This is a genomic window from Nocardia sp. CA-290969 (assembly GCF_050936135.1).
In the GTDB taxonomy this organism is placed as follows: domain Bacteria; phylum Actinomycetota; class Actinomycetes; order Mycobacteriales; family Mycobacteriaceae; genus Nocardia.
On record NZ_JBNJNJ010000001.1, the window covers coordinates 5590707 to 5613270 of the forward strand.

Below are 22564 nucleotides of genomic sequence, written 5' to 3' on the forward strand. Positions count from 1 at the left end.
GAAGGACCCCGAACGTGCCCGTCGCCCCGGACCCATATCCCGCCTTCGGCTCGTATGCTTACCCACACCGATTGGTAACCACGGAATGGTTGTCGGCAAACCTCGGTACCCCCGGTCTGAAGATCATCGAATGTAATGCCGACGTCCTCCTCTACGGCATAGGCCATGTTCCGGGGGCCGGCAAGCTCGACTGGCGCAGCGATCTCGACGACCCGGTGACCCGTGACTATATCGACGGTGAGCGGTTCACCGAACTCATGTGTGCCCAGGGCATCGAATACGACGACACCATCGTCCTGTACGGCAATGACGGTAACTCGCACGCCGCGCACGCGCTGTGGGTTTTCACCATGTTCGGCCACCGGGATGTCCGCCTGCTCGACGGCGGCCGCGACGCCTGGATCGCCGAGGGCCGCGACACGGTGTTCGAAACCCCCGAGCGCCCCCGCAGCCGGTATCCCCTGGTCCGTCGCGACGACGCCGCCGTCCGCGCGTTCCGGGAAGATGTCCTCGAACATCTCGGCACGGCGCTGGTGGACGTGCGCTCCCCGCAGGAATTCGCCGGCTTCTCCGACGACACCGCCCGCGGCGTACTGCGCGGCGGGCATATCCCGACCGCCGTCAACATTCCCTGGACCAGCGCCCTGAGGCCCGACGGCCGCTTCCGGCCGCGTAGTGAACTCGATGCGATCTACGGTCACCTCACCGCCGCCGACCCGCTCACCGTCTACAGCGGGGTGGGCGAACGCTCCAGCCACACCTGGTTCGTGCTGAAATACCTTCTCGGCTGCGCTACGGTCCGCAACTACGACGGCTCCTGGACAGAATGGGGCAACTCCGTACGGATGCCCATCGCCACAGGTAACGCGGGGTGATCACCGCATAGTTGTGACGCCCCGCACCCGTATCACGGAAACAGTGTGATGTGCCACCTACTGCCCAGTAGGGCTATCCGAGTTCCGGCATTGTTGGCAGACTGCCTACACTCGCCCGGAGACATACATGTCGACACGGGCGCGGAGCCCGCGCAGCGGATCCGACCCCACGGAAGCGGAGCCCACAAAGCGATCCGATCCCCCTACGGACCGGCGGACCCCGATCCGCGGGAGCGGTGCCGAGGCGCGGCCCATCCCGCACAGCGACCACAGAGATTGCAACAGGAGGCTCAGTGCCCAGCCATGCCAGCGCGCGGATCACGAAGGTACTCGTAGCTAACCGAGGCGAGATTGCCGTGCGCGTTATCCGGGCGGCCAAGGACGCCGGCCTCGGCAGTGTCGCGGTTTACGCAGAACCCGATGCCGACGCGCCCTTCGTCAAGCTCGCCGACGAAGCGTTCGCCCTGGGCGGGCAGACCTCGGCCGAGTCGTATCTGGTCTTCGACAAGATCCTCGACGCCGCCGCCAAGTCCGGCGCCGACGCCATCCACCCCGGCTACGGCTTCCTCTCCGAGAACGCCGACTTCGCCCAGGCCGTGCTCGACGCCGGGCTGATCTGGATCGGCCCCTCCCCGCAGTCCATCCGTGACCTCGGTGACAAGGTCACCGCCCGCCATATCGCCGAGCGCGCGAACGCGCCGATGGCGGCCGGTACCAAGGATCCGGTCAAGGACGCGACCGAGGTCGTGGAGTTCGCGAAGAAGTACGGCGTGCCGGTCGCGATCAAGGCCGCGTTCGGTGGTGGCGGTCGCGGTATGAAGGTCGCGCACACCATCGAGGAAATCCCCGAGCTGTTCGAATCGGCCACCCGTGAGGCCGTGGCCGCGTTCGGGCGCGGGGAATGCTTCGTCGAGCAGTACCTGGACAAGGCCCGCCACGTCGAGGCCCAGGTCATCGCCGACCAGCACGGCAATGTGATCGTCGCCGGCACCCGCGACTGCTCGCTGCAGCGCCGCTTCCAGAAACTGGTCGAGGAGGCCCCGGCCCCGTTCCTGTCCGACGCGGTGCGCGCCGAGATCCACGCTTCGGCCAAGCGGATCTGCAAGGAGGCGGGCTACTACGGTGCCGGCACCGTGGAATACCTGGTGCAGGGCGAAACCGTGTCGTTCCTCGAGGTCAACACCCGCCTGCAGGTCGAGCACCCGGTCACCGAAGAGACCTCCGGGATCGACCTGGTTCGGCAGCAGTTCCGCATCGCCAACGGCGAGAAACTGGAGCTCACCGAGGATCCCACCCCCCGTGGACATTCGTTCGAGTTCCGGATCAACGGCGAGGACGCCGGCCGCGGCTTCCTGCCCGCCCCGGGACCGGTCACCGCGTACTCCGAGCCGACCGGCCCGGGCGTGCGTGTCGATTCCGGTGTGGTGGCCGGCAGCGTGATCGGCGGCCAGTTCGACTCGATGCTGGCCAAGCTGATCGTCACCGGCGAGAACCGGACCCAGGCGCTGGAGCGGGCGCGGCGCGCCCTGGCCGAATTCCACGTGGAGGGCCTGGCCACCGTGATCCCGTTCCACCGGGCGATCGTGGAGGACCCGGCGTTCGTCGGCAACGGCGAATCGTTCGACGTCTACACCAAGTGGATCGAAACCGAGTGGAAGAACACCGTCGAGCCGTTCACCAGCGGCGCCCCGGTCGAGGAAGACGACGAGCCGCGCCAGAAGGTCGTGGTCGAGGTCGGCGGCCGCCGCGTAGAGGTTTCGCTGCCGGGCCAGTTCTCGGTCGGTTCGGGAGCGCCCGCGGCCGGTGGCGGTGCGATCCGCAAGAAGCCGAAGCCGCGTACGCGGGGCGGCGCCGGCGGCGGTGCGGCCTCCGGTGACGCGGTCACCGCGCCGATGCAGGGCACTGTCGTCAAGGTCGCGGTCGAGGAAGGGCAGTCGGTCGAGGCCGGCGACCTGATCGTGGTGCTCGAGGCCATGAAGATGGAGAACCCGGTCAACGCGCACAAGGCCGGTGTGGTCACCGGTCTGAGCGTCGCGGCCGGCGCCGCCATCACCCAGGGCACCGTGCTCGCCGAGATCAAGTAGCCGCCGGGCGGTTCGCCCGCGAACAGGCGTGCGACAGCGCGCCGACAACTCGGCCAACACTGAGTGCACAGTCACCCCGAGCGGGTGCGCGATCGATATCGCGCACCCGCTCGGGCGTATGGTGACCTGGTGAGCGCAGTACAACCGACGGTCGCGGAGGTGATCCGCGACCGTTTCGCATCCGGCAGCCGATCCGACAGCCATCGGCTGGTTCTCGTGATCGAAGGCGGCGGCAGCCGCGGGGTGTACTCCAGCGGGATGGTGCACGCTCTCGAGGAACTCGGGCTGGCGAAGATCTTCGACGCCGTCTACGGCACGTCGGCGGGCGCCATCAACGCGGCCTGGCTGCTGTGCGGCCGGGCGGGCCGCGGGATGAAGGCCTGGACCGACGCCGCCATCATGCGCCGGGCGATCGACCCGAGGCGGATGCTACGGGGGCGTCCCGCCTTCGATCTGAACTTTCTCGTGCACAAGGTGTACGACGGCCTGCACCCGATGGACTTCCCGGCCATCCTGGCGAACGAGACCACGTTCCACCCCATCGCCACCGATATCGGCACCGGCCTGCCGGTGGACCTGCATCCCTACATCGTGGACAAGGACACGTTGAAAACGGCGCTGCGCGCGTCCTCGGGGCTGCCGCTGCTGGCCGGCCCGCCCGTGGCGCTGGGCGGCCGCCGGTACTTCGACGGCGGGCTCTCCGAAACGGTCCCGGTCCGCAGCGCCCTGCAGGGTGGGGCGACGCACGCGCTGATCCTGCGCACCCGGCGCGCCGACGAACGCCGCCCACCCGCGCCGCGGCTGCACCACCTCGTCGGCGGCACCTATATGCGGCTCACCGCACCCGGCGCCTACCAGGCATGGAGGGAACGCCCCGGACAGCAGGCACTCGAAGACGGTGTGATCGCCGGAATGGGCGCCGCGGCGCATCAGATCCACCCGCCCGCGGGGTCACCGGATATCAGCAGCGTGGAAACCGATCCGGGGATCCTCACCCGCGGGATGGATATCGGCCGCCGCGCCGTCAGGGATTTCTTCGCCCAGCTCAGCCCCATCGCCGCCGAACCCTGCTGAGTTCGCCGTCCCCGGCGCCGCCGGTCGACCGAGCGAACGCTGGGAGGTGAACAGGCCGGGCCCGCCCCTTCGCACACTCGGCGCTGCCCCTCGGCGTCGGAATCCGACGGTGCCCGGAGACGGGTTCACCGAGCGCGGCGGACGCGAACCATGGTCATCGGCGAGCACCCGTCACCGGGATTGCCGGCCGGCGCCGTCGGATGGTGGAGCCGGGGACCGTTTCCGATCGGCGGCAATGAACCACTCCTGCAAGGCTTCGGCCGCGTAGCGCCCCGGGACGCCCACGGCGGTGATCCGGTCGTCGAGCCACCTCGCGACGAGGCGTGCCCGGATACCAGGCATTCATCCCCGAACCGGTCGGCGTCGGCAGCGGAACCTATGCGGCAAACGGGCCGGGTGGCGACGCATGGCGTTCGAGGCGCAAAGCAGCGACCGGTCAGTCGAAGCGGATGCCCTGGGCGAGCGGCAGGTCGCTGGAGTAGTTGATCGTGTTGGTGGCGCGGCGCATATACGCCTTCCACGCGTCCGACCCGGATTCGCGGCCGCCGCCGGTGTGTTTCTCGCCGCCGAAGGCGCCACCGATCTCCGCGCCGGAGGTGCCGATGTTGACATTGGCGATACCGCAGTCCGACCCGTCGGCGGCCAGGAAGCGTTCGGCCTCGCGCTGGTCGGTGGTGAAGATCGCCGAGGAGAGCCCCTGCGGTACACCGTTGTGCAGCGCCAGGGCGGTGTCGAAATCGTCGTAGGTGAGGACGTACAGGATCGGGGCGAAGGTTTCCTCGCGCACGATCTCTGTCTGGGCCGGCATCCGGACGATCGCCGGGTGGGCGTAGCGAGCCTCCGGGCCCACTCCGTCGACCGCGACCTCGTTGCCCCCGCACAGTAATTCGCCGCCGTCGCGCTGGGCCCGGACGAGCGCGTCGCGCATACGTTCCCACGCTTCTGGCCCGCTCAACGGCCCCACCTGCACATCGGGGTCGAGCGGGTTGCCGACCCGCAACTGCCGGTACGCCCGCACCAGCCGGTCCAGCAGTTCGTCCGCGATCCGGCTGTGCACGATCAGCCGGCGCAGTGTCGTACAGCGCTGGCCCGCGGTACCGGCCGCGGCGAAGACGATGGCGCGGACGGCCAGGTCGAGATCGGCCGAGGGGGCGACCACGGCGGCATTGTTACCGCCCAACTCCAGCAGGCAGCGGCCGAATCTGGCCGCCACGCGTGGGCCCACTTGCCTGCCCATCGCGACCGAACCCGTGGCGCTCACCAGTGCCACCCGCTCGTCGTCGACCAGTTGCGCCCCGGCCGCACCGGTACCCAGCACGAGCCGGTGGATGCGCTGATCGGCGTCCACGGTGCGCGCCGCGCGGCGTAACAGGGCATGACAGGCCAATGCGGTCAGTGGGGTCCGGTCCGACGGCTTCCACACCACCGTGTCACCGCACACCAGGGCGATCGCGGTGTTCCACGCCCACACCGCAACCGGGAAGTTGAACGCCGAGATCACGCCCACCACACCGAGCGGATGCCAGGTTTCCATCAGGCGGTGCCCGGGCCGTTCGGAGGCCATCGTGTAGCCGTAGAGCTGCCGGGACAACCCCACCGCGAAATCGCAGATATCGATCATCTCCTGAACTTCGCCCCGCGCCTCGGCCGGGATCTTGCCCACCTCGAGGGTGACGAGTTCGGCGAGTTCGTCCTGGTGGCGCCGTAGCAGCACGGCCAGTTCCCGGACCACCGCCGCGCGTTGCGGTGCCGGGACGGTCCGCCAGGATCCGAAGGCGGCGGCGGCCTCACCGATGGCGGTGCCGATCTCGGCGGGTGCGTGTGGGCGCAGGCCGATGAGTACCTCGCCGGTGATCGGACAGTGCACGGCCATCTCGCCGGCCGGCGGGCGGTCGATATCCAGAGCGCCCAGCAGGGCGTCCACTCGATGCGAGTATCGGACGGTTCGGGTCTCGCTGTCGATCTCGGTCATCGCGAACTCCTCGGGTTCGGCCGGACGAAATACGCTGTGCGAATGGCACGGCCGGAGAATGAACGTTCACAACAGTGTTCCGGCGGTGTGTCCGCTACGTTAGCCTTCGCTGATGGCGGAAACACCGGCAAAACCGACCCTGGATGAGATCGATCGCCTGCTGATCCGGGAACTGATGGCCGACGGTCGGGCGACCTTGTCCAATCTGGCCGAGAAGGCGAGTCTTTCGGTATCCGCTGTACAGTCCCGGGTGCGTCGGCTCGAGGCCCGTGGGGTGATCCGCGGCTATACCGCCGACGTCGATCCCGAGGCGCTGGGGCAGTTGCTGTCGGCATTTGTGGCGATCACTCCTCTCGATCCGTCCCAGCCCGATGACGCGCCCGCGCTGCTGCAGCAGGTGCCGGGTATCGAGGCCTGCCATTCGGTGGCCGGCGACGAGAGCTACGTCCTGCTGGTCCGGGTGGCCTCCCCACGGCATCTCGAGCAGTTGCTGCAGCAGATCCGGGCGACCGCCAATGTCCGCACGCGAAGCACCATCATCCTGCAGACATTCTACGAGAAGTAGCTGTTAGCGTAACAATTTCTTCTCGTTCTGATTCCGGCAGTAAAATTTACCGGAAGGGTGGATCGGGCTCCCGTACCGTCGGGGATGTGACCATCGAACTGGAGCGCTCCGGCGCCGGCGGTGACACCGCACGCATCCCCGCAACCCGCGTCCACGAGACGCTGTCGGCGAATATGCTCGCCGACGGATTCGATCTGGTCCTGGACCTGCCCGCCTCCTACGGTCGGCACCTGGTGGACGCCCGCGACGGCACCGACTACCTCGATATGTTCGGTTTCTTCGCCTCCAGCGCCCTCGGCATGAACCATCCGGCGCTGGCCGGCGACGCCGCGTTCCGCAACGAATTGACCACGGCGGCAGTGAACAAACCGAGTAACTCCGATATCTACACCGTCGAGATGGCGCGGTTCGTGGACACCTTCGCCCGGGTCCTCGGCGATCCGCGGCTACCGCATCTGTTCTTCATCGACGGCGGCGCGCTCGCCGTGGAGAACGCGCTCAAAACCGCGTTCGACTGGAAGAGCAGGCACAACGAATTACACGGCCGCACAGCGATACCCGGCCGTGAAACCGGGGTGCTGCACCTGACCGGGGCGTTCCACGGCCGCACCGGCTACACGCTTTCGCTCACCAATACCGACCCGGTGAAAACCGCGCGCTTCCCGGTGTTCGACTGGCCGCGCATCGAAACCCCGTACCTCGGTGGGCCCGGCGATATCGAAGACGCCGAACGCCGCGCGCTGGAGCAGGCTGCCCGCGCCTTCGCCGACCGGCCGAACGGTATCGCCTGTTTCATCGCCGAACCCATCCAGGGCGAGGGCGGCGACCGGCATATGCGACCGGAGTTCCTGCAGGCGATGCAGCGGTTGTGCCACACCAACGACGCCCTGTTCATCGTCGACGAGGTACAGACCGGGGTCGGTATGACCGGAAGCACCTGGGCCTACCGGCAATTCGGCTTACAACCGGATGTGGTGGCATTCGGCAAGAAGACCCAGGTCTGCGGGATCATGGCCGGCGGACGGGTGGACGAGGTACCCGACAACGTCTTCGCGGTGTCGTCGCGGCTCAACTCCACCTGGGGTGGCAACCTCACCGATATGGTCCGCGTCCGCCGGATCCTCGAGGTGGTCGAACGCGACGGGCTGATCGAACGCGCCGCGGTCCTCGGCGAGCATCTCCAGACGCTGCTACGCGAGCTGGCCCAGCGGCATCCGGCCGTCACCGACCCCCGCGGCCGCGGCCTGATGTGCGCGATAACCCTGCCCGACACCGCGTTCCGGGACGCGGTACTCACCGCGCTACGGGTCCGCGAGCACGTCCTGATGATCGGCACCGGTGCGCGCGGAATCCGTTTCCGGCCGCCGCTGACAGTGGAACGCGAGGAACTCGAAGCCGCCGTCGCGGCCCTGGACCGGGTCCTGCGGCAGCCCGCCTGAGCGATCCGGAGCCGCTACCGGTAGCCGACTCGGAAGGTCTGCGATCACCGCTGCGGGCTACCGACCACCTCGGGTCGAAACCCGAGCGCCCCCTCGACGAACCCGCACACCGCCCGCACACCGGCCGCCAACGCCTGCTCCCGGCCCGGGCGCGCCCGGCCGGATACCCGGGCGACGCCGTCCGCCCCCGGCTCGACCACGATCTCGGCCACCAACTCCGCAGTGGTCGGCTCACACACCGCCCAGGAGAAGTGGGACTCCGCCACCCACTGAGCGTTCCGCCGCGCCACATACCCCGCGTCCGTGATTCCCACGTCCACCAGCGCGGGCCGGTCATCGATGCGCTCATCGGCCCGCAGGGCCCGCAGATACCACTGCCCCGCATTGATCTCGATCGGCTCCACACCATCACCCTGGCATAACATCCCGGCGCCACACCGCCCACAACCGCATGTCGCCAAGGTTCGACGAAATCTGCCCACATCCGTCTCGGACGCACCGATTCCAGTCCATAACCCCGGAATCAAACGCAACCACGGCGGCGCCGAGTTCAGCGAGGCATTTGGAGGTTTTGGCCCGTCCCTGCGTTCAGCCCGCGAGACGATGCGCCGCAGGCGCGAGTATCGCGGGCTGAACGCAGGGACTGAGGGGGCCAAAACCCCGCGCGCGCCAGCGCGCCGAAAACACAGCAACCTTCGCGGTCCAGCCCACCGCCCTGCTCCAGGCGACCGGCTCGTTTGGTGCGACCGGTCACGCTGTGCCGCGCAGCCGGTCACGGTTAGGGTCGGAGTACAGTCCGGGGCCCGGTGCGGTGCCCCGGACCACTACGCCCGCCGGTAGCGGCGGCGCGACGGTCACAGGAAGGGTTTGGGCATGGCTGGGCAGCGACTGGGCCCGTACCGGCTCGAGCGGCTGCTCGGGCAGGGCGGTATGGGTCAGGTGTGGCTGGCGCATGCCGATCCCGTGGGTGGGCGGCCCGGCCGGCGGGTCGCGCTGAAACTGCTGCCTGCCGAGCTCGCGGCCGACCCGACCTACCGGAGCCGGTTCGAGCGGGAGGCCGAGCTCGCCGCCCGCTTACGTGATCGGCATCTCGTGGCCATCCACGCGCACGGTGAGCTGGACGGCCGGTTGTTCATCGAGATGGAGTACGTCGAGGGCGAGGATCTGTCGCGGATCCTGCACCGGGGGCCGCTCCCGCCGGAGCGGGCGGTCGAGATCGTCACCCAGACCGCGGCCGCGCTGGATGCGGCGCACCGGGCCGGTCTGGTGCACCGGGATGTGAAACCGTCCAATATCGTCGTCCGCCGCGACGGTTTCGTGTACTTGATCGATTTCGGTATCGCGCACGGCGCCGGCAGTACCGCGCTGACCGCGTCGGGCCTGGCGGTGGGGACCTGGGCGTATATGGCGCCGGAACGGTTCACCGGGGAGACCGACGCCCGCGCCGATATCTATTCACTGGGCTGCGTGCTGTTCGAATGCCTGGCCGGTATCCGCCCGTTCGGCGATACCGATCCGGCGCGGCAGATGCACGACCACCTGACGACCACCCCGCCGAGTGTGCGGGCACTGGTCCCGGGGCTACCGGACCGGCTGGATGCGGCGATCACCCGGGCGCTGGCGAAGGAACCGGCCGACCGCTTCCCGTCGGCCGGCGAGTTCGCGCGGGCCGCCGCGACAGCGCTGGGAGTCGCGGGCCCGCTTCCGGCCGCGTCCTCCGGTCACGCCGCCGAACATCCCGGCACCCGCCATTACGAGGTCGACCCGGGCCCGGCGGACACCCGCCGAGACGAATCGCCGGATCACCCGGCCACCCGCCGGTACGAGACACCGGGCTTTCCGGGCAGTCACCACGAAGCCGGTGGCCCGGCCGGCACCCGGAGATTCGAGGCACCGGACAGCCACCTCGAATCGGCCGCCGGTCCGGCCGGAACCCGCCGGTACGAGACACCGGGCAACCACTCCGAACCCGCCGGGGGGCCGGCGGGCACTCGCCGATACGAGGCGGCGGCGCACCCTGGCACCCGCCCGTACACAGGTTTCGCCGCGGCCGGCGCAGGCGGTGCTGCGGCCGCAGCGGGATATCCGCCGACGCGCGCCTACACCCGGCTGGAACCGGGCCACGGGCCGGCCGGTGCGGTGGTAGGTCACGGACCGGCAGGCGCCGTGGCGGGTCACGGGCCGGCAGGCGGCATGGCGGGTTACCGGCCTGCAAGCGCAGTGGCGGGTCGCGAAGCGGTGCCGGCGGGAGTCCGGCCGGGAGCGCCCGCGCCGCCCGCTCGCCGCTATCCCGCACCGCCCGGCCGGCGCACCGCCCGGCGCAGGCCGCGGACGCGGCCGGCTCCACCCCGGCGGCGGAAGAGCCTGTTGAGCAGGGTCGTGTTCTGGCTGATCGTGCTGGTGGTGATCCCGCTGCTGCTGATCGGCGGGTGTGCGGCCGCGCTGGTGCAGGGTGTGGGGTCCATCGACTTCTTCTCCCCCGACGACCGGACCACCGCCACCGCGGGTACCGCGGTCCGCGACGGCAGTTTCGAATTCACCGTGCGGAATGTGGAATCCGAGGTGACCTCGATCGGTTTCGACCGAGCACAGGGCATGTTCGTGGTGGTGAGTTTCACCGTCCGCAATATCGCCCCGGAGCCGAAGACCTACACCCCGCTGGGGCAGGAATTGCACGATGTGGCCGGCGGCAAGTTCGGCCCGGATGTGACGGCCACCGCGCAGCGTGCCGCGACCGCCGCCGCACCGCGCACGCTGCAGCCGGGGGAATCCCTGGGCACGCATCTGGTGTACGAGGTACCGGCCGGATCGGTGCCGGCGAGTATGACGTTCCGCGATTTCCCGTTGTCCCTCGGGACCTCGGTGTCGCTGGGCTAGGGTGCGTCCCCGCGGAGCTACCGCAGGCGTACCGTCCACGCGCCGCGGTGGTGCAACGTGGTCCGGCTGCCCGGCGCCACATCGATGCGCCAGAACGATTCGGTCGCCGCGTCCAGCGCGACCACCAGTACCGCCCGGATCACGGCGGGATGGGTGACCGCGATCGTGGCGGTCGCCGGCGCGGTGCCGAGCTCGGCGAGCCAGTCCCGGGCCCGTTCCAGCAGCTCGCGAATCGATTCTCCGCCGTGCTCCCGGTAGCCGGGGTCGGTGCGCCAGCCGTGCAGTTGCGCCGGCCCGAGCGCCGCGAGTTCCGCGCCGGACCACGCGCCGGCGTCAAGATCGCGTAACCTGGAGTGTGGTGTGGCGGCCAAGCCGAGCAGCCGGGCAGTCTCTCTGGTTCGCCGCTCCGGACCCACCAGTACCCGTGCGCCCGCCGGTGGTTCGAACGCCCGGTCCGCCAGCGCCGCCCGTCCCGCCGGGGTGAGCGGTTCGTCGGCCGGGAATCGCGCCGCTCGCAGCGCCTCGGTGATGCCGTGGGAGATCAGATCGAGTTTGCGAACACCTGGCACCGTCGAAGCATAGAAACACCGGACTGTCACCGGTCGCCGGCCCCGATCCACCGCCGGCTCCCGGCCTGTCGTGCCCCCACGAGCAGGAGGTGATCGAGGATGACCGATATTCTGATCCGTGCCGTGCCCGGCGCAATTATCGACGAGATAGACCGGCAAGCCAGTGCGCTCGGGGTATCCCGAACCGAATTCCTCCGCCGCCGGCTCGACCGGGAGTTCCGGCCGGTCGGTGGGGTGAGTACCGGCGATCTGGTTCGCCTCGCCGAACTCCTGCGCGACCTGCGGACATCCGACCTTCCCGACGGCGAGACCGGGGACCAGGAGCTGGTCGAGGGCAATCCGACCTGAGTATGCGCCCGGCCTCCGGCGACTGTCGGTGCCCGGGTGCACACTGGGATCCATGTCCGAGTTCTCCGCCGCCACCCAGCAGTGGTTCGCGGGTGCGTTCCCCGCGCCGACGGACGCACAGCTGGGGGCGTGGCGGGCGATCGCGGCCGGCGAGCACACCCTGGTGATCGCCCCGACCGGATCCGGGAAAACGCTGTCGGCGTTCCTGTGGGCCATCGATGAACTCGCCCGCGCCGATCCGCCGGTGGCGGGGACCTCGGTGCTCTACATCTCGCCGCTGAAGGCGCTGGCGGTGGACGTGGAGCGCAATCTGCGCGCCCCGCTGGTGGGTGTGCGGCAGACGGCCCGGCGGCTGGGTCTACCGGCTCCGGAGATCAGTGTGGGCGTGCGGTCCGGGGATACGCCGGCCCAGGAGCGGCGGCGGTTGCAGCGGACACCGCCGAATATCCTGATCACCACCCCGGAATCACTGTTCCTGATGCTCACCTCCGCCGCCCGGGAGACGCTGCGCGGGGTCCGCACCGTCATCGTCGACGAGGTGCATGCGATCGCGGGGTCCAAACGCGGTTCGCATCTGGCCCTCTCGCTGGCCCGGCTGGACACCCTCACCGAGCGGCCGGCGCAGCGGATCGGGTTGTCGGCGACGGTGCGGCCGGCGGAAGAGGTGGGCCGGTTCCTGGTGGGTTCGGCACCGATCACCATTGTTTCGCCGCCCGCGCCCAAAACGTTCGAGTTGTCGGTGCGGGTGCCGGTCGCGGATATGACGGAACCCGGCGATTCCGACCAGCCGGGTTCGCTGTGGCCGCATGTGGACGCCGCGATCGTCGACCTCGTACTCGCCCATCGATCGTCCATCGTCTTCGCCAATTCCCGGCGCTTGGCCGAACGGCTCACCGCCCGGCTCAACGAGACGTATGCGGAACAGGCCGGGGAAAATGTGGCGACCGCGCACGCCCCGCCCGCCCAGCTCGGCCCGTCCACCGAGGTCAGCCACGGCGCCGAACCGCTGCTGGCCCGGGCGCACCACGGGTCGGTGAGCAAGGAGCAGCGGGCACTGATCGAGGACGATCTGAAAAGCGGGCGCCTGCGTTGTGTGGTGGCCACCAGCAGTCTCGAACTCGGTATCGATATGGGTGCCGTGGATCTGGTGGTGCAGGTCGAAGCGCCGCCCTCGGTGGCCAGTGGGTTGCAGCGGATCGGCCGGGCCGGCCATCAGGTGGGCGAGATATCGCGCGGCGTGCTGTTTCCCAAGCACCGCACCGATGTGGTGCACTGCGCGGTGGCGGCCCAGCGCATGCTGGCCGGGCAGATCGAGGAACTGAAGATTCCGGCGCATCCACTGGATATCCTCGCGCAGCAGACGGTGGCGGCCTGCGCGCTGGAACCGCTCGATGTCGACACCTGGTTCGAGACCGTTCGCGGCACCGGCAGCTATGCGGCGCTGCCGCGCTCGTCGTACGAGGCGGTCCTGGACCTGCTGGCCGGGCGCTACCCCTCCGACGAATTCGCCGAACTGCGCCCGCGGCTGGTCTGGGACCGCGACGCCGGTACGCTCACCGGCCGGCCCGGCGCGCAGCGGCTGGCCGTGACCTCCGGCGGCGCCATCCCCGATCGCGGTATGTTCGCCGTGTACATGGTGGGCGAAAAGGCCTCTCGGGTAGGCGAACTCGATGAGGAGATGGTCTACGAATCGCGGGTCGGCGATGTCTTCGCGCTCGGCGCCACCAGCTGGCGGATCGAGGACATCACCTACGACCGCGTCCTGGTGACCCCCGCCTTCGGCCATCCCGGCCGGTTACCGTTCTGGCACGGTGATTCGCTCGGCCGGCCGGCCGAATTGGGCGCCGCCCTGGGCGAATTCGTGCGCCGCGCTGGTGCCGAGAACGCCGAACGGGAATTCACCGCGCACACCACCGCCGCCGGTCTCGACCAGAACGCGGTCGCCAATCTGCGTGCGCTGCTGGATGATCAGCGCACCGCCACCGGCCGGCTGCCCACCGACAAAACCCTGGTCGTGGAACGGTTCCGGGACGAACTGGGCGATTGGCGGCTGGTCCTGCACTCCCCCTACGGCCTGCCGGTGCACGCTGCGTGGGCCCTGGCGGTGGGCTCCCGGCTACGGGAACGGTTCGGGGTGGACGCGGCGCCCAACGCCTCCGACGACGGGATCGTCGTCCGCCTTCCCGATACCACCGACGACCCGCCGGGCGCCGACCTGTTCGTTTTCGAACCGGACGAGATCGACGATCTGGTCACCGAGCAGGTGGGCGGGTCGGCATTGTTCGCCTCCCGGTTCCGCGAATGCGCGGCCCGGGCGCTGCTGCTGCCGCGCCGGGATCCCGGGAAACGCGCACCCCTGTGGCAGCAGCGGCAACGGTCGGCGCAATTGCTCGATGTGGCACGCAAATTCCCGGATTTTCCGATCCTGCTGGAAACGGTGCGCGAATGCCTGCGCGATGTGTACGACCTGCCCGCGCTGCGCGAGCTGCTCGGCCGGGTGGCGCGGCGGCAGATCCGGCTGGTCGAGGTGGAGACCGCCACCCCCTCCCCGTTCGCCAATGCCCTGTTGTTCGATTACATCGGCCAGTTCATGTACGACGGCGACAGCCCACTGGCCGAACGCCGCGCCGCCGCCCTCTCGCTGGATTCCGGTCTGCTGGCCGAACTGCTGGGCCGGGTCGAACTGCGGGAACTGCTGGACGGCGAGGTCATCGCGCAGACCGAACTGGAACTGCAGCGGCTCACCCCGGAACGCCGGGCCCGGGACGCGGAAGGTCTGGCGGATCTGCTGCGGCTGCTCGGCCCGCTCACCGCCGAGGAGGCTCGGCAGCGCTGCCGTGACGACCCGGCGGACTGGTTCGCGGAACTCGCCGGCGCCCGGCGGGCGCTGGAGGTGTCCTATGCGGGCAAGGTCTGGTGGGCCGCGATCGAGGACGCCGCGCGGCTACGCGATGCCCTCGGTGTCCCGCTGCCGATCGGCACCCCGGCCGCCTTCATCGAACCGGTATCCGATCCGCTGGGCGATCTGGTGGCCCGATACGCCCGCACACACGGGCCGTTCGCCACGGAATCGGTGGCGCACCGCTTCGGGCTCGGCACCGCCGTCGTCACCTCCGCGCTGCATCAGCTGTCCATCGAAAAACGTGTGGTGGAAGGCGAATTCACGCCCGAGACGGCGGGGTCGGAATGGTGTGACGCGCAGGTGCTGCGCCGGTTGCGCCGCCGCAGCCTGGCCGCCGCCCGGCACGAGGTGGAACCCGTCGCCACCGCCGCACTGGCGCGGTTCCTGCCCGACTGGCAGCACGTGGGCACCGGAGAGCTGCGCGGTATCGACGGGGTGGCCGCGGTGGTGGACCAGCTCGCCGGTGTCGCGATCCCGGCGTCGGCATGGGAATCACTGGTGTTACCGGCGCGGGTGCGGGATTACAGCCCCGCGCTGCTCGACGAACTGATGGCCACCGGTGAGGTCCGCTGGTCCGGGCACGGCGCGATCAACGCCAAAGACGGCTGGATCGCCCTGCACCCCGCCGACCAGGCGCCCCTCACCCTCCCGCCCCCGGACGAGCTCGAACTCGGCGAACTGCACCTCACCCTCCTCACCGTCCTGGGTGCCGATCCCGCCGCCTGGTCGCCGCATTCGAACGAACCGGCTACCGGGACGGCAGCGGGGTCACTTGCGCGTTCCCCCGAGCCGCCGGCCGGCTCCGCCTCGACATCCCGGTACTCCGGGTCGAGCGCGGATTCCGCCGCGACGGCCGCCGTGTCCGATGGCCGGTCGCCGGCCGGGTACGGAGCGGCGGCGCTCCGCGGTGGTGGCGGCGCGTACTTCTTCCGTCAGCTCGCCGACGCGAGTGGGGTCCTCGACGACCCCCGCGTCGCGGAGGCGCTGTGGGATCTCGTCTGGGCGGGCCTGGTGTCCGGCGATACCTTCGCACCCGTTCGCGCGCGCCTGTCCGGAACCACCCGGGCTCCGGCCGCGCACCGCACCCCGCGGCGCGCGCCCCGCGGCCGGGCCTATCTGCCGCGCCCGGCCCTGCCGACCCGATCGGGCCCGCCCACGGTCGCCGGCCGGTGGTCGCTGCTGCCCGACCGGGCCCTCGACAACACCGTGCGCGCCCATGCCACCGCCGACCTGCTGCTGGAACGCTACGGCGTAGTGACCAAGGGCGCGGTACAGAACGAGGGCATGCCCGGCGGATTCGCCCTCGCCTACCGGGTGCTCAGCGAATTCGAGGACCGCGGCCGCTGCCGCCGCGGCTATTTCGTGGACTCCCTGGGTGGCGCCCAGTTCTCCACCACCGATGTGGTGGACCGATTACGTACCTTCGACGGCGACCGGCGGCCGGCCGGCTCGGCGCTGGTACTCGCGGCCTGCGATCCGGCGAACCCGTACGGCGCCGCGCTCGGCTGGCCCAAAACCGCGGGCGAGGCCGGCCATCGCCCGGGCCGTAAGGCGGGCGCACTGGTGGTGCTGGTGGACGGCGAACTCGTGCTGTACCTGGAACGCGGCGGCCGAACCCTGCTCACCTGCACCGAAGATCCGGATGCCCGGCACGCCGCCGCAACGGCGCTGGCGGAGGTGGTGCGTTCCGGGCAGGTGGATTCCCTGGTGATCGATCGGGTCGACGGTGAGTCGGTACACGGCAATACGCTGGCCGGTTTCCTCACCGCGGCCGGGTTCACCGCCACGCCTCGCGGCCTGCGATTGCGCGGCCGCCGATGAGCAGCACCCGACCGCAGGCCCGGATGGACGCCATGGTCTTCGGCCGCTCACTCAACCGTACGAGCACCGCACGGCCGATACCGCCGCCGCATCGTGCCGTCGCGGCTCACCTCCGCCGCGACCGCGTCCCGCAGCCGATACCTCGCTCGCGACCTGCCGAGGCCGGTCGTCCGCACTTCGACCGCGGCCGCCTGTGGGCCGCCGGCCCACGGGGGCGGGCAGCACAGCCGACCACTTACCTGTCCCTCGCCCGGCACCGACCCGACCGATGGCCGGCGGGGGCGAGGCGCCGGTTCACATCTGCCGGCTTGCCCGCGCCGAAACGAGGCACCCGTGCCCGAGGGTGATGTGGTGTTCCTGGCCGCCGGGCGGCTGCGGGCGGCGCTGGCGGGTGAAACGCTCACCCGTAGCGATTTCCGGGTGCCGCGCTATGCGACCGTCGATCTGCGCGGCCAGGTGGTGGACAGTGTCGCGAGCTACGGCAAGCACCTGTTCGTCCGCACCGAGACAGTCAGTATTCACACCCATCTGAAGATGGAAGGCAGCTGGCGGGTGTTCCACTGCGGGCAACGCTGGACCAAACCGCGGGTCACCGCGCGGCTGGTGCTCGGTACCGCCGAGGTCGAGGCGGTGGGATTCGACCTCGGGCTGGTGGAGGTGCTGCGCCGCGCCGACGAACCGGCCGCGATCGCGCATCTCGGCCCCGACCTGCTGGGTCCGGAGTGGGACCCGGCCGAGGCCGTATCCCGGCTCGCCCGGGAACCCGAGCTACCGATCGGGCTCGCCCTGCTGGATCAGCGCAACCTGGCCGGGATCGGCAATATCTATCGCAGTGAGGTCTGTTTTCTGCGCCGGGTACATCCGGCGCGGCCGGTAGCCGAGGTGGACGATCTGCTCGCCCTGGTCAACGAAGCCCACCGGGTGCTGCATCGGGCGGCGCATCAGCCGCCCTGGCGGCCGCTGGTCTACGGCCGGGCGCGCCGGCCCTGTCAGCGGTGTGGCACCGCGGTGCGGGTCGAACTCCTCGGTGAGACGGCCCCGGGTACGGACCGGGTGAGCCGCCGGGAACGCGGTATCTACTTCTGCCCGAAATGCCAGGTCCCGCCGGAGTGAGCGGATAGCCTGTCGCAGATCGGCCGCTGCCACTTCTGTGACGGACGCCATGGGTGCGGTAATGATCGGCGCCCTCGCGACGACACACGGGTACCGCACCGGAAGCAGGTCACATGAACACCCGAACCGTCCATCTGGCAGCCGTCGCCGGCAAATTGCTGTCGGCGGTACTGGCTGTCGTGGCCACCGTGTTGTTCTGCTATTTCCTGCTCCATCCGGTCTCCAGCCCGTCGGGCCACACCCCCGCTCGCCTCGGCCCCGCCATCACCACCACCGCGCCCGCGGATACCGCTCCCGCGACTCACTGACAAAAGCGACGCCGCGAGATGTCTCGGCGTGGAACAGCGCCGCGCAGCTCATCCCTCGGTCGGCACCGGCTCCAGGATCTCCGGCCGCGGTTCCGGCGCGGCGACCCGCAGCGCATCGGCCGAGGCGTCGTCGGGCTGGGTCTGCGAGCGGACCTCGGCGTCGACCCGGGCCAGGTAGGTGTGGACCTCCCGCTCGGTTTCGGCCGCGTCCCAGCCGAGTACCCCGGCCATCAATCCGGCCACTTCTTCGGCGCAGTCGGCACCGCGATGCGGGTATTCGATGGAGATCCGGGTCCGCCGGGCCAGCACATCGTCGAGGTGCAGGGCGCCTTCGGCCGCGGCCGCGTATACGGCCTCCACCTTCAGGTAGGAGGGCGCCGCGGTGATCGGCTGCCGCAACTCCGGGCGGTCCGCGGCCAGTGTCATGACCTCGTCGATCAGCGAACCGTAGCGGTCCAGCAGATGCTTCACCCGGTACGGATGCAATCCGTATTCCTCGGCGAGCTGCACGGTCTGGTTCACCAGCGCGAAGTACCCGTCCGCGCCGAGCAGCGGCACCTTCTCGGTGATCGAGGGCGACACGCGGGCAGGAATGTCCTGCGCGGCCTCGTCCACCGCGTCGTAGGCCATCACGCGGTAGGTGGTGTACTTCCCGCCCGCGATGGCGACCAGCCCCGGCGCGATCCGGGCGACCGCGTGCTCGCGCGACAGTTTCGAGGTCTCGTCGCTCTCCCCGGCCAGCAGCGGCCGCAGCCCCGCGTACACACCGTCGATATCGTCATGGGTCAGCGGGGTGACCAGTACCTGGTTCACCCGGTCCAGCAGATAGTCGATATCGGCCTTGGTGGCCGCCGGATGGGCCAGGTCCAGGTTCCAGTCGGTATCGGTGGTGCCGACGATCCAGTGCGCGTCCCACGGGATCACGAACAGCACCGAGGTGGCGGTGCGGAGAATGATCGCGGCATCGCTGACGATCCGGTCGCGCGGAACCACGATGTGCACACCTTTGGACGCCCGCACATGGAACCGTCCGCGCTGCTGTGACAGCGCCTGCACCTCGTCGGTCCACACCCCGGCCGCGTTGATCACCACATGCCCGCGGACCTCGGCACTACGGCCGTCCTCGCTGTCGCGCACGCGGACCCCGACCACCCGGTCGGCCTCCCGCAGGAAACCCACGACCTGGGTCGAGGTGCGGATCACCGCGCCGTAGTGGGCGGCGGTACGGGCCACGGTCATGGTGTGGCGGGCGTCGTCGACCACTGTGTCGTAGTAGCTGATCCCGCCGACGAGCGAATTGCGCCGCAGGCCCGGGGCCAGCCGCAGCGCCGCGTGCCGGGACAGATGCTTCTGCCCCGGTACGGATTTCGCGCCGCCCATGGTGTCGTAGAGGAACAAGCCCGCGGCCACGTACGGGCGCTCCCACACCCGGCGGGTGAGCGGGTAGAGGAAGCGCAGCGGTTTCACCAGGTGCGGGGCGAGCCGGGCCATGGACAGTTCGCGTTCCTTCAGCGCCTCCCGCACCAGCCCGAATTCGAGCTGTTCGAGGTAGCGCAGGCCGCCGTGGAACATCTTCGACGAACGGCTCGATGTGCCCGATGCCAGATCCCGCGCCTCCACCAGCGCCACCCGCAGTCCCCGGGTGGCGGCGTCCAGCGCGATACCCGCACCGACGACACCGCCGCCCACCACGATCACATCGAAATGATCCTTACCCAGCCGGTCCCAGGCGGTACGCCGCTGCTCCGGTCCCAGAAACTGCGTTCCCGACTGCACAGTCATATCCACTCCTGGAGTACGCGTTCGACAAGGTCGGCTGTGGTTTCCGTGAGTTCGCCCTACACACTATGCGCAAACCGGTGTGGATCGTCGGTAGCGAGACAGCCGTCACCGCCATGCCCGATTGCGCTAGCCTCCTGCCATGCGCTATGTGGCCGCCATCGACCAGGGCACGACCTCGAGCAGATGTATCCTCTTCGACCGTTCGGGGCAGATCGCGGGCCTGGCCCAGCGGGAACACGAGCAGATCTTTCCCAAACCGGGCTGGGTGGAGCACGATCCGGAAACCCTCTGGCGCAACACCGAATTCGTACTCGGAGCGGCGCTGGACGAGGCCGGGGTGCGGGCCGGCGATATCGCGGCGGTGGGGGTCACCAACCAGCGTGAGACCACGGTCGTGTGGGAGCGCGACACCGGCCGCCCGATCCACAACGCCATCGTCTGGCAGGACACCCGCACCGACCGGTTGTGCACCGAACTGGCCGGTGACCGGGGCGCCGACCGGTACGCCGACCGCACCGGACTACCCCTGTCGACCTACTTCTCCGGCCCCAAACTGCGCTGGATCCTGGATACCGTGCCCGGCGCCCGGGAGCGCGCCGAGGCCGGTGAGCTGTGTTTCGGCACCGTGGACAGCTGGGTGCTGTGGAACCTCACCGGCCGCCACATCACCGATGTCACGAATGCTTCGCGCACGCTGCTGATGGATCTGCGCACCCTGCGGTGGGACAGCGAGATCTGCGCGGAGATCGGCGTGCCGGAGCGGATGCTGCCGGAGATCCGCAGTTCGTCGGAGGTGTACGCCGAGATCGCGTCCGGACCCCTGGCGGGCGTACCGGTGGCGGGGATCCTCGGTGATCAGCAGGCGGCGACCTTCGGGCAGGCCTGCCTGCGGCCCGGCGAAGCCAAGAACACCTACGGCACCGGCAATTTCATGCTGCTCAACACCGGGACCACCCCCGTGTTCAGCGAGCACGGCCTGCTCACCACCGTGTGTTACCGGCTCGGAGAGCAAGCGCCGGTGTACGCGCTGGAGGGGTCGATCGCGGTCACCGGCGCCCTGGTGCAGTGGTTCCGCGACAATCTCGGCATCATCGACTCGGCCCCGGAGATCGAGGATCTGGCCCGCACGGTGGACGACAACGGCGGCGCCTATATCGTCCCCGCGTTCTCCGGGCTCTTCGCGCCTCGCTGGCGGCCCGACGCCCGCGGCGTGATCGCCGGGCTCACCCGGTTCGTCACCAAGGCGCATCTGGCGCGCGCGATCCTGGAATCGACCGCTTTCCAGACCCGCGAGGTGATGGATGCCATGCGCGCGGACGCCGCGGCCCGCTCGCTGAACCTGGAATCGGTCGCGCTGAAGGTCGACGGCGGTATGGTCGCCAACGATCTGCTCATGCAGTTCCAGGCCGATATCCTCGACCTGCCGGTGGTGCGCCCGCTGGTCAACGAGACCACCGCGCTCGGCGCCGCCTACGCCGCCGGCCTGGCGGTCGGGTATTGGTCGGGTACCGACGATATCCGCGCCAACTGGTCCGCCGACAAGACCTGGCACCCCGCCATGCCCGCCGCCGAACGCGAGGCCCGGCTGCGGGCATGGAACAAGGCCGTGGAACGCACCTACAACTGGGCCGGCTGACCGGCCGGCACCGCCCGCGCCAGCCGCGCCGCGGCCTCGGCGAGAGCGTCCGGGGCCGCGGTGGTGAAGCACATCCGCATGGCGTGCGAATACGGGGTGCTCACCGCGAATGCCTGTCCGGGCACGAAGGCGACGCCGGCCTCCAGCGCGCGGGGCAGCAGTTCGGAGGTATCGGTGCCGTCGGTGAATTCCGCCCAGACGAACATTCCGCCGGACGCCGGACTGCAGCGCAGCCGGTCACCGAACCGTTCGCCGATGGCGCCCACCAGGGCGGTGGCCCGTTCGGCATAGACCCCGCGCACCGTATCGATATGGCCGGTGAGCCAGCCGGTGTCGGCGAGCAGTTCCGCGGCGATCTGCTGGGTCAAGGCCGACCCGCACAGATCGGCCCCCTGTTTCAGCAGTTCGACCGCCCGGCAGACCCGCTCCGGAGCGATCATCCAGCCCACCCGCAGCGTCGGAGCGATGATCTTGGACGCCGAGGACAACCGGATCACCGCCGGGGAATAGGTGGCGATCGGCTCCGGTGCGGGCCGGTCGAACCACAACTCACCGTACGGGTCGTCCTCGATCACCCAGAACCGGTGCTTTTCGGCGGCCTCGGCCAGCGCCCGCCGCCGCTGCGGACTCATGGTCACGCCGCCCGGGTTGTGGAAGTTGCTCACCGTATGCACGACCGCGGGCCGCTGCCCGCCGGCGATCAGGTCCTCGAGCAGATCGACCCGCATCCCCTCCTCGTCCAGCGGCACCGCCACGATGCGGGCTCCGGCCGCACGGAACACCTGGAGCGCGCCGACATAGGCCGGATCCTCGACCACCACCAGCGCGCCGGGGTCGAGCAGTACCTCCGCGAGCAGCGAGAGCGCCTGCTGCGAGCCGTGGGTAACGAACACTTCCCCGGTGCCCACCGCACGGTGCATACGCGCGGATTCCCGTTCGGCGAGTACGTCGCGCAGCGGTCCCCAGCCCGGTGATTCGGTGTACTGCAGCGTCGCGGGGCTGCGCAGCGCAGTCTCGGCGGCGGCCGCGATCCGCGGGCCGGGCATGAGCGCCGCGTCGGGCAGACCGCCGGCCAAGCTGATGACCTCCGCGTTCGCGGTGAGCTTCAGCAGGTCGCGGATGGCGGAGCTGGTGAGGCCGGCCAGTTTTCCGGCCAGCGGCGCAGCATCGAGGGACATGGGGGCCTCCGGGTATCACCT

At 69.9% G+C, this 22564-nt stretch carries 16 protein-coding genes; 11 read left to right on the forward strand and 5 right to left on the reverse strand.

Annotation, left to right across the window (positions count from 1 at the left end):
* The first annotated feature begins 14 nt into the window (after positions 1-14).
* The 3 genes from ACQEVO_RS25595 to ACQEVO_RS25605 all read left to right on the forward strand — a co-directional run bounded on the left by ACQEVO_RS25595 (position 15) and on the right by ACQEVO_RS25605 (position 4033).
* Positions 15-875, forward strand: a complete 861-nt coding sequence (locus tag ACQEVO_RS25595; protein WP_432918017.1) for a sulfurtransferase — start codon at positions 15-17, stop codon at positions 873-875.
* 293 nt (positions 876-1168) lie between these two features.
* On the forward strand, positions 1169-2959 hold the full coding sequence (locus tag ACQEVO_RS25600; RefSeq protein ID WP_432918020.1) for an acetyl/propionyl/methylcrotonyl-CoA carboxylase subunit alpha: 1791 nt from the start codon (positions 1169-1171) through the stop codon (positions 2957-2959).
* A gap of 129 nt (positions 2960-3088) precedes the next feature.
* Positions 3089-4033, forward strand: coding sequence for a patatin-like phospholipase family protein (locus tag ACQEVO_RS25605; RefSeq protein ID WP_432918023.1), 945 nt, complete (start codon positions 3089-3091; stop codon positions 4031-4033).
* A 436-nt stretch (positions 4034-4469) separates the two neighbouring features.
* Here the strand turns inward: ACQEVO_RS25605 and amaB are convergent, their stop codons facing one another.
* Positions 4470-6005: an L-piperidine-6-carboxylate dehydrogenase gene (amaB, locus tag ACQEVO_RS25610; RefSeq protein WP_432918026.1), complete on the reverse strand. Its 1536-nt coding sequence runs from the start codon at positions 6003-6005 to the stop codon at positions 4470-4472.
* A gap of 112 nt (positions 6006-6117) precedes the next feature.
* Between amaB and ACQEVO_RS25615 the strand changes: the two genes are divergently transcribed.
* Both ACQEVO_RS25615 and lat read left to right on the forward strand, forming a co-directional pair.
* A complete protein-coding gene (locus tag ACQEVO_RS25615; RefSeq protein ID WP_432918028.1) occupies positions 6118-6570 on the forward strand; it encodes an Lrp/AsnC family transcriptional regulator in 453 nt (150 codons plus the stop codon).
* Between the two features lie 86 nt (positions 6571-6656).
* Positions 6657-8009, forward strand: coding sequence for an L-lysine 6-transaminase (gene lat / locus ACQEVO_RS25620; protein WP_432918031.1), 1353 nt, complete (start codon positions 6657-6659; stop codon positions 8007-8009).
* Between the two features lie 44 nt (positions 8010-8053).
* On the opposite strand, the gene ACQEVO_RS25625 is transcribed toward lat, so the two are convergent.
* Positions 8054-8413 (reverse strand): hypothetical protein, encoded by a 360-nt coding sequence (locus tag ACQEVO_RS25625; RefSeq protein ID WP_432918034.1) that lies wholly within the window; start codon positions 8411-8413, stop codon positions 8054-8056.
* Between the two features lie 469 nt (positions 8414-8882).
* Between ACQEVO_RS25625 and ACQEVO_RS25630 the strand changes: the two genes are divergently transcribed.
* Complete coding sequence (locus ACQEVO_RS25630; RefSeq protein ID WP_432918037.1) at positions 8883-10886, forward strand: serine/threonine-protein kinase; 2004 nt, start codon at positions 8883-8885, stop codon at positions 10884-10886.
* A gap of 17 nt (positions 10887-10903) precedes the next feature.
* Here ACQEVO_RS25630 and ACQEVO_RS25635 read toward each other — a convergent pair whose 3' ends face one another.
* Complete coding sequence (locus tag ACQEVO_RS25635) at positions 10904-11455, reverse strand: histidine phosphatase family protein (protein WP_432918040.1); 552 nt, start codon at positions 11453-11455, stop codon at positions 10904-10906.
* A 99-nt stretch (positions 11456-11554) separates the two neighbouring features.
* Here ACQEVO_RS25635 and vapB point away from each other — a divergent pair, with 99 nt between their 5' ends.
* The 4 genes from vapB to ACQEVO_RS25655 all read left to right on the forward strand — a co-directional run bounded on the left by vapB (position 11555) and on the right by ACQEVO_RS25655 (position 17947).
* Positions 11555-11803 (forward strand): type II toxin-antitoxin system VapB family antitoxin, encoded by a 249-nt coding sequence (gene vapB / locus ACQEVO_RS25640; RefSeq protein WP_432918043.1) that lies wholly within the window; start codon positions 11555-11557, stop codon positions 11801-11803.
* Positions 11804-11855: 52 nt separating this feature from the next.
* On the forward strand, positions 11856-16526 hold the full coding sequence (locus ACQEVO_RS25645; protein WP_432918046.1) for an ATP-dependent helicase: 4671 nt from the start codon (positions 11856-11858) through the stop codon (positions 16524-16526).
* A 333-nt stretch (positions 16527-16859) separates the two neighbouring features.
* Positions 16860-17639 carry a DNA-formamidopyrimidine glycosylase family protein gene (locus ACQEVO_RS25650; RefSeq protein WP_432918048.1) on the forward strand — a complete coding sequence of 260 codons (780 nt, stop codon included), beginning with the start codon at positions 16860-16862 and terminating at the stop codon, positions 17637-17639.
* A 113-nt stretch (positions 17640-17752) separates the two neighbouring features.
* The gene (locus tag ACQEVO_RS25655; protein ID WP_432918051.1) at positions 17753-17947 is read left to right on the forward strand and encodes a hypothetical protein; all 195 of its coding nucleotides are present in this window, start codon (positions 17753-17755) and stop codon (positions 17945-17947) included.
* 48 nt (positions 17948-17995) lie between these two features.
* Here the strand turns inward: ACQEVO_RS25655 and glpD are convergent, their stop codons facing one another.
* On the reverse strand, positions 17996-19729 hold the full coding sequence (glpD, locus tag ACQEVO_RS25660; protein ID WP_432918054.1) for a glycerol-3-phosphate dehydrogenase: 1734 nt from the start codon (positions 19727-19729) through the stop codon (positions 17996-17998).
* Between the two features lie 139 nt (positions 19730-19868).
* Here glpD and glpK point away from each other — a divergent pair, with 139 nt between their 5' ends.
* The gene (gene glpK / locus ACQEVO_RS25665) at positions 19869-21365 is read left to right on the forward strand and encodes a glycerol kinase GlpK (protein WP_432918057.1); all 1497 of its coding nucleotides are present in this window, start codon (positions 19869-19871) and stop codon (positions 21363-21365) included.
* Here the strand turns inward: glpK and ACQEVO_RS25670 are convergent.
* Positions 21347-22543 (reverse strand): PLP-dependent aminotransferase family protein, encoded by a 1197-nt coding sequence (locus ACQEVO_RS25670; RefSeq protein ID WP_432918059.1) that lies wholly within the window; start codon positions 22541-22543, stop codon positions 21347-21349. The two genes, glpK and ACQEVO_RS25670, sit on opposite strands and share 19 nt — an antisense overlap.
* Positions 22544-22564: the final 21 nt, after the last annotated feature.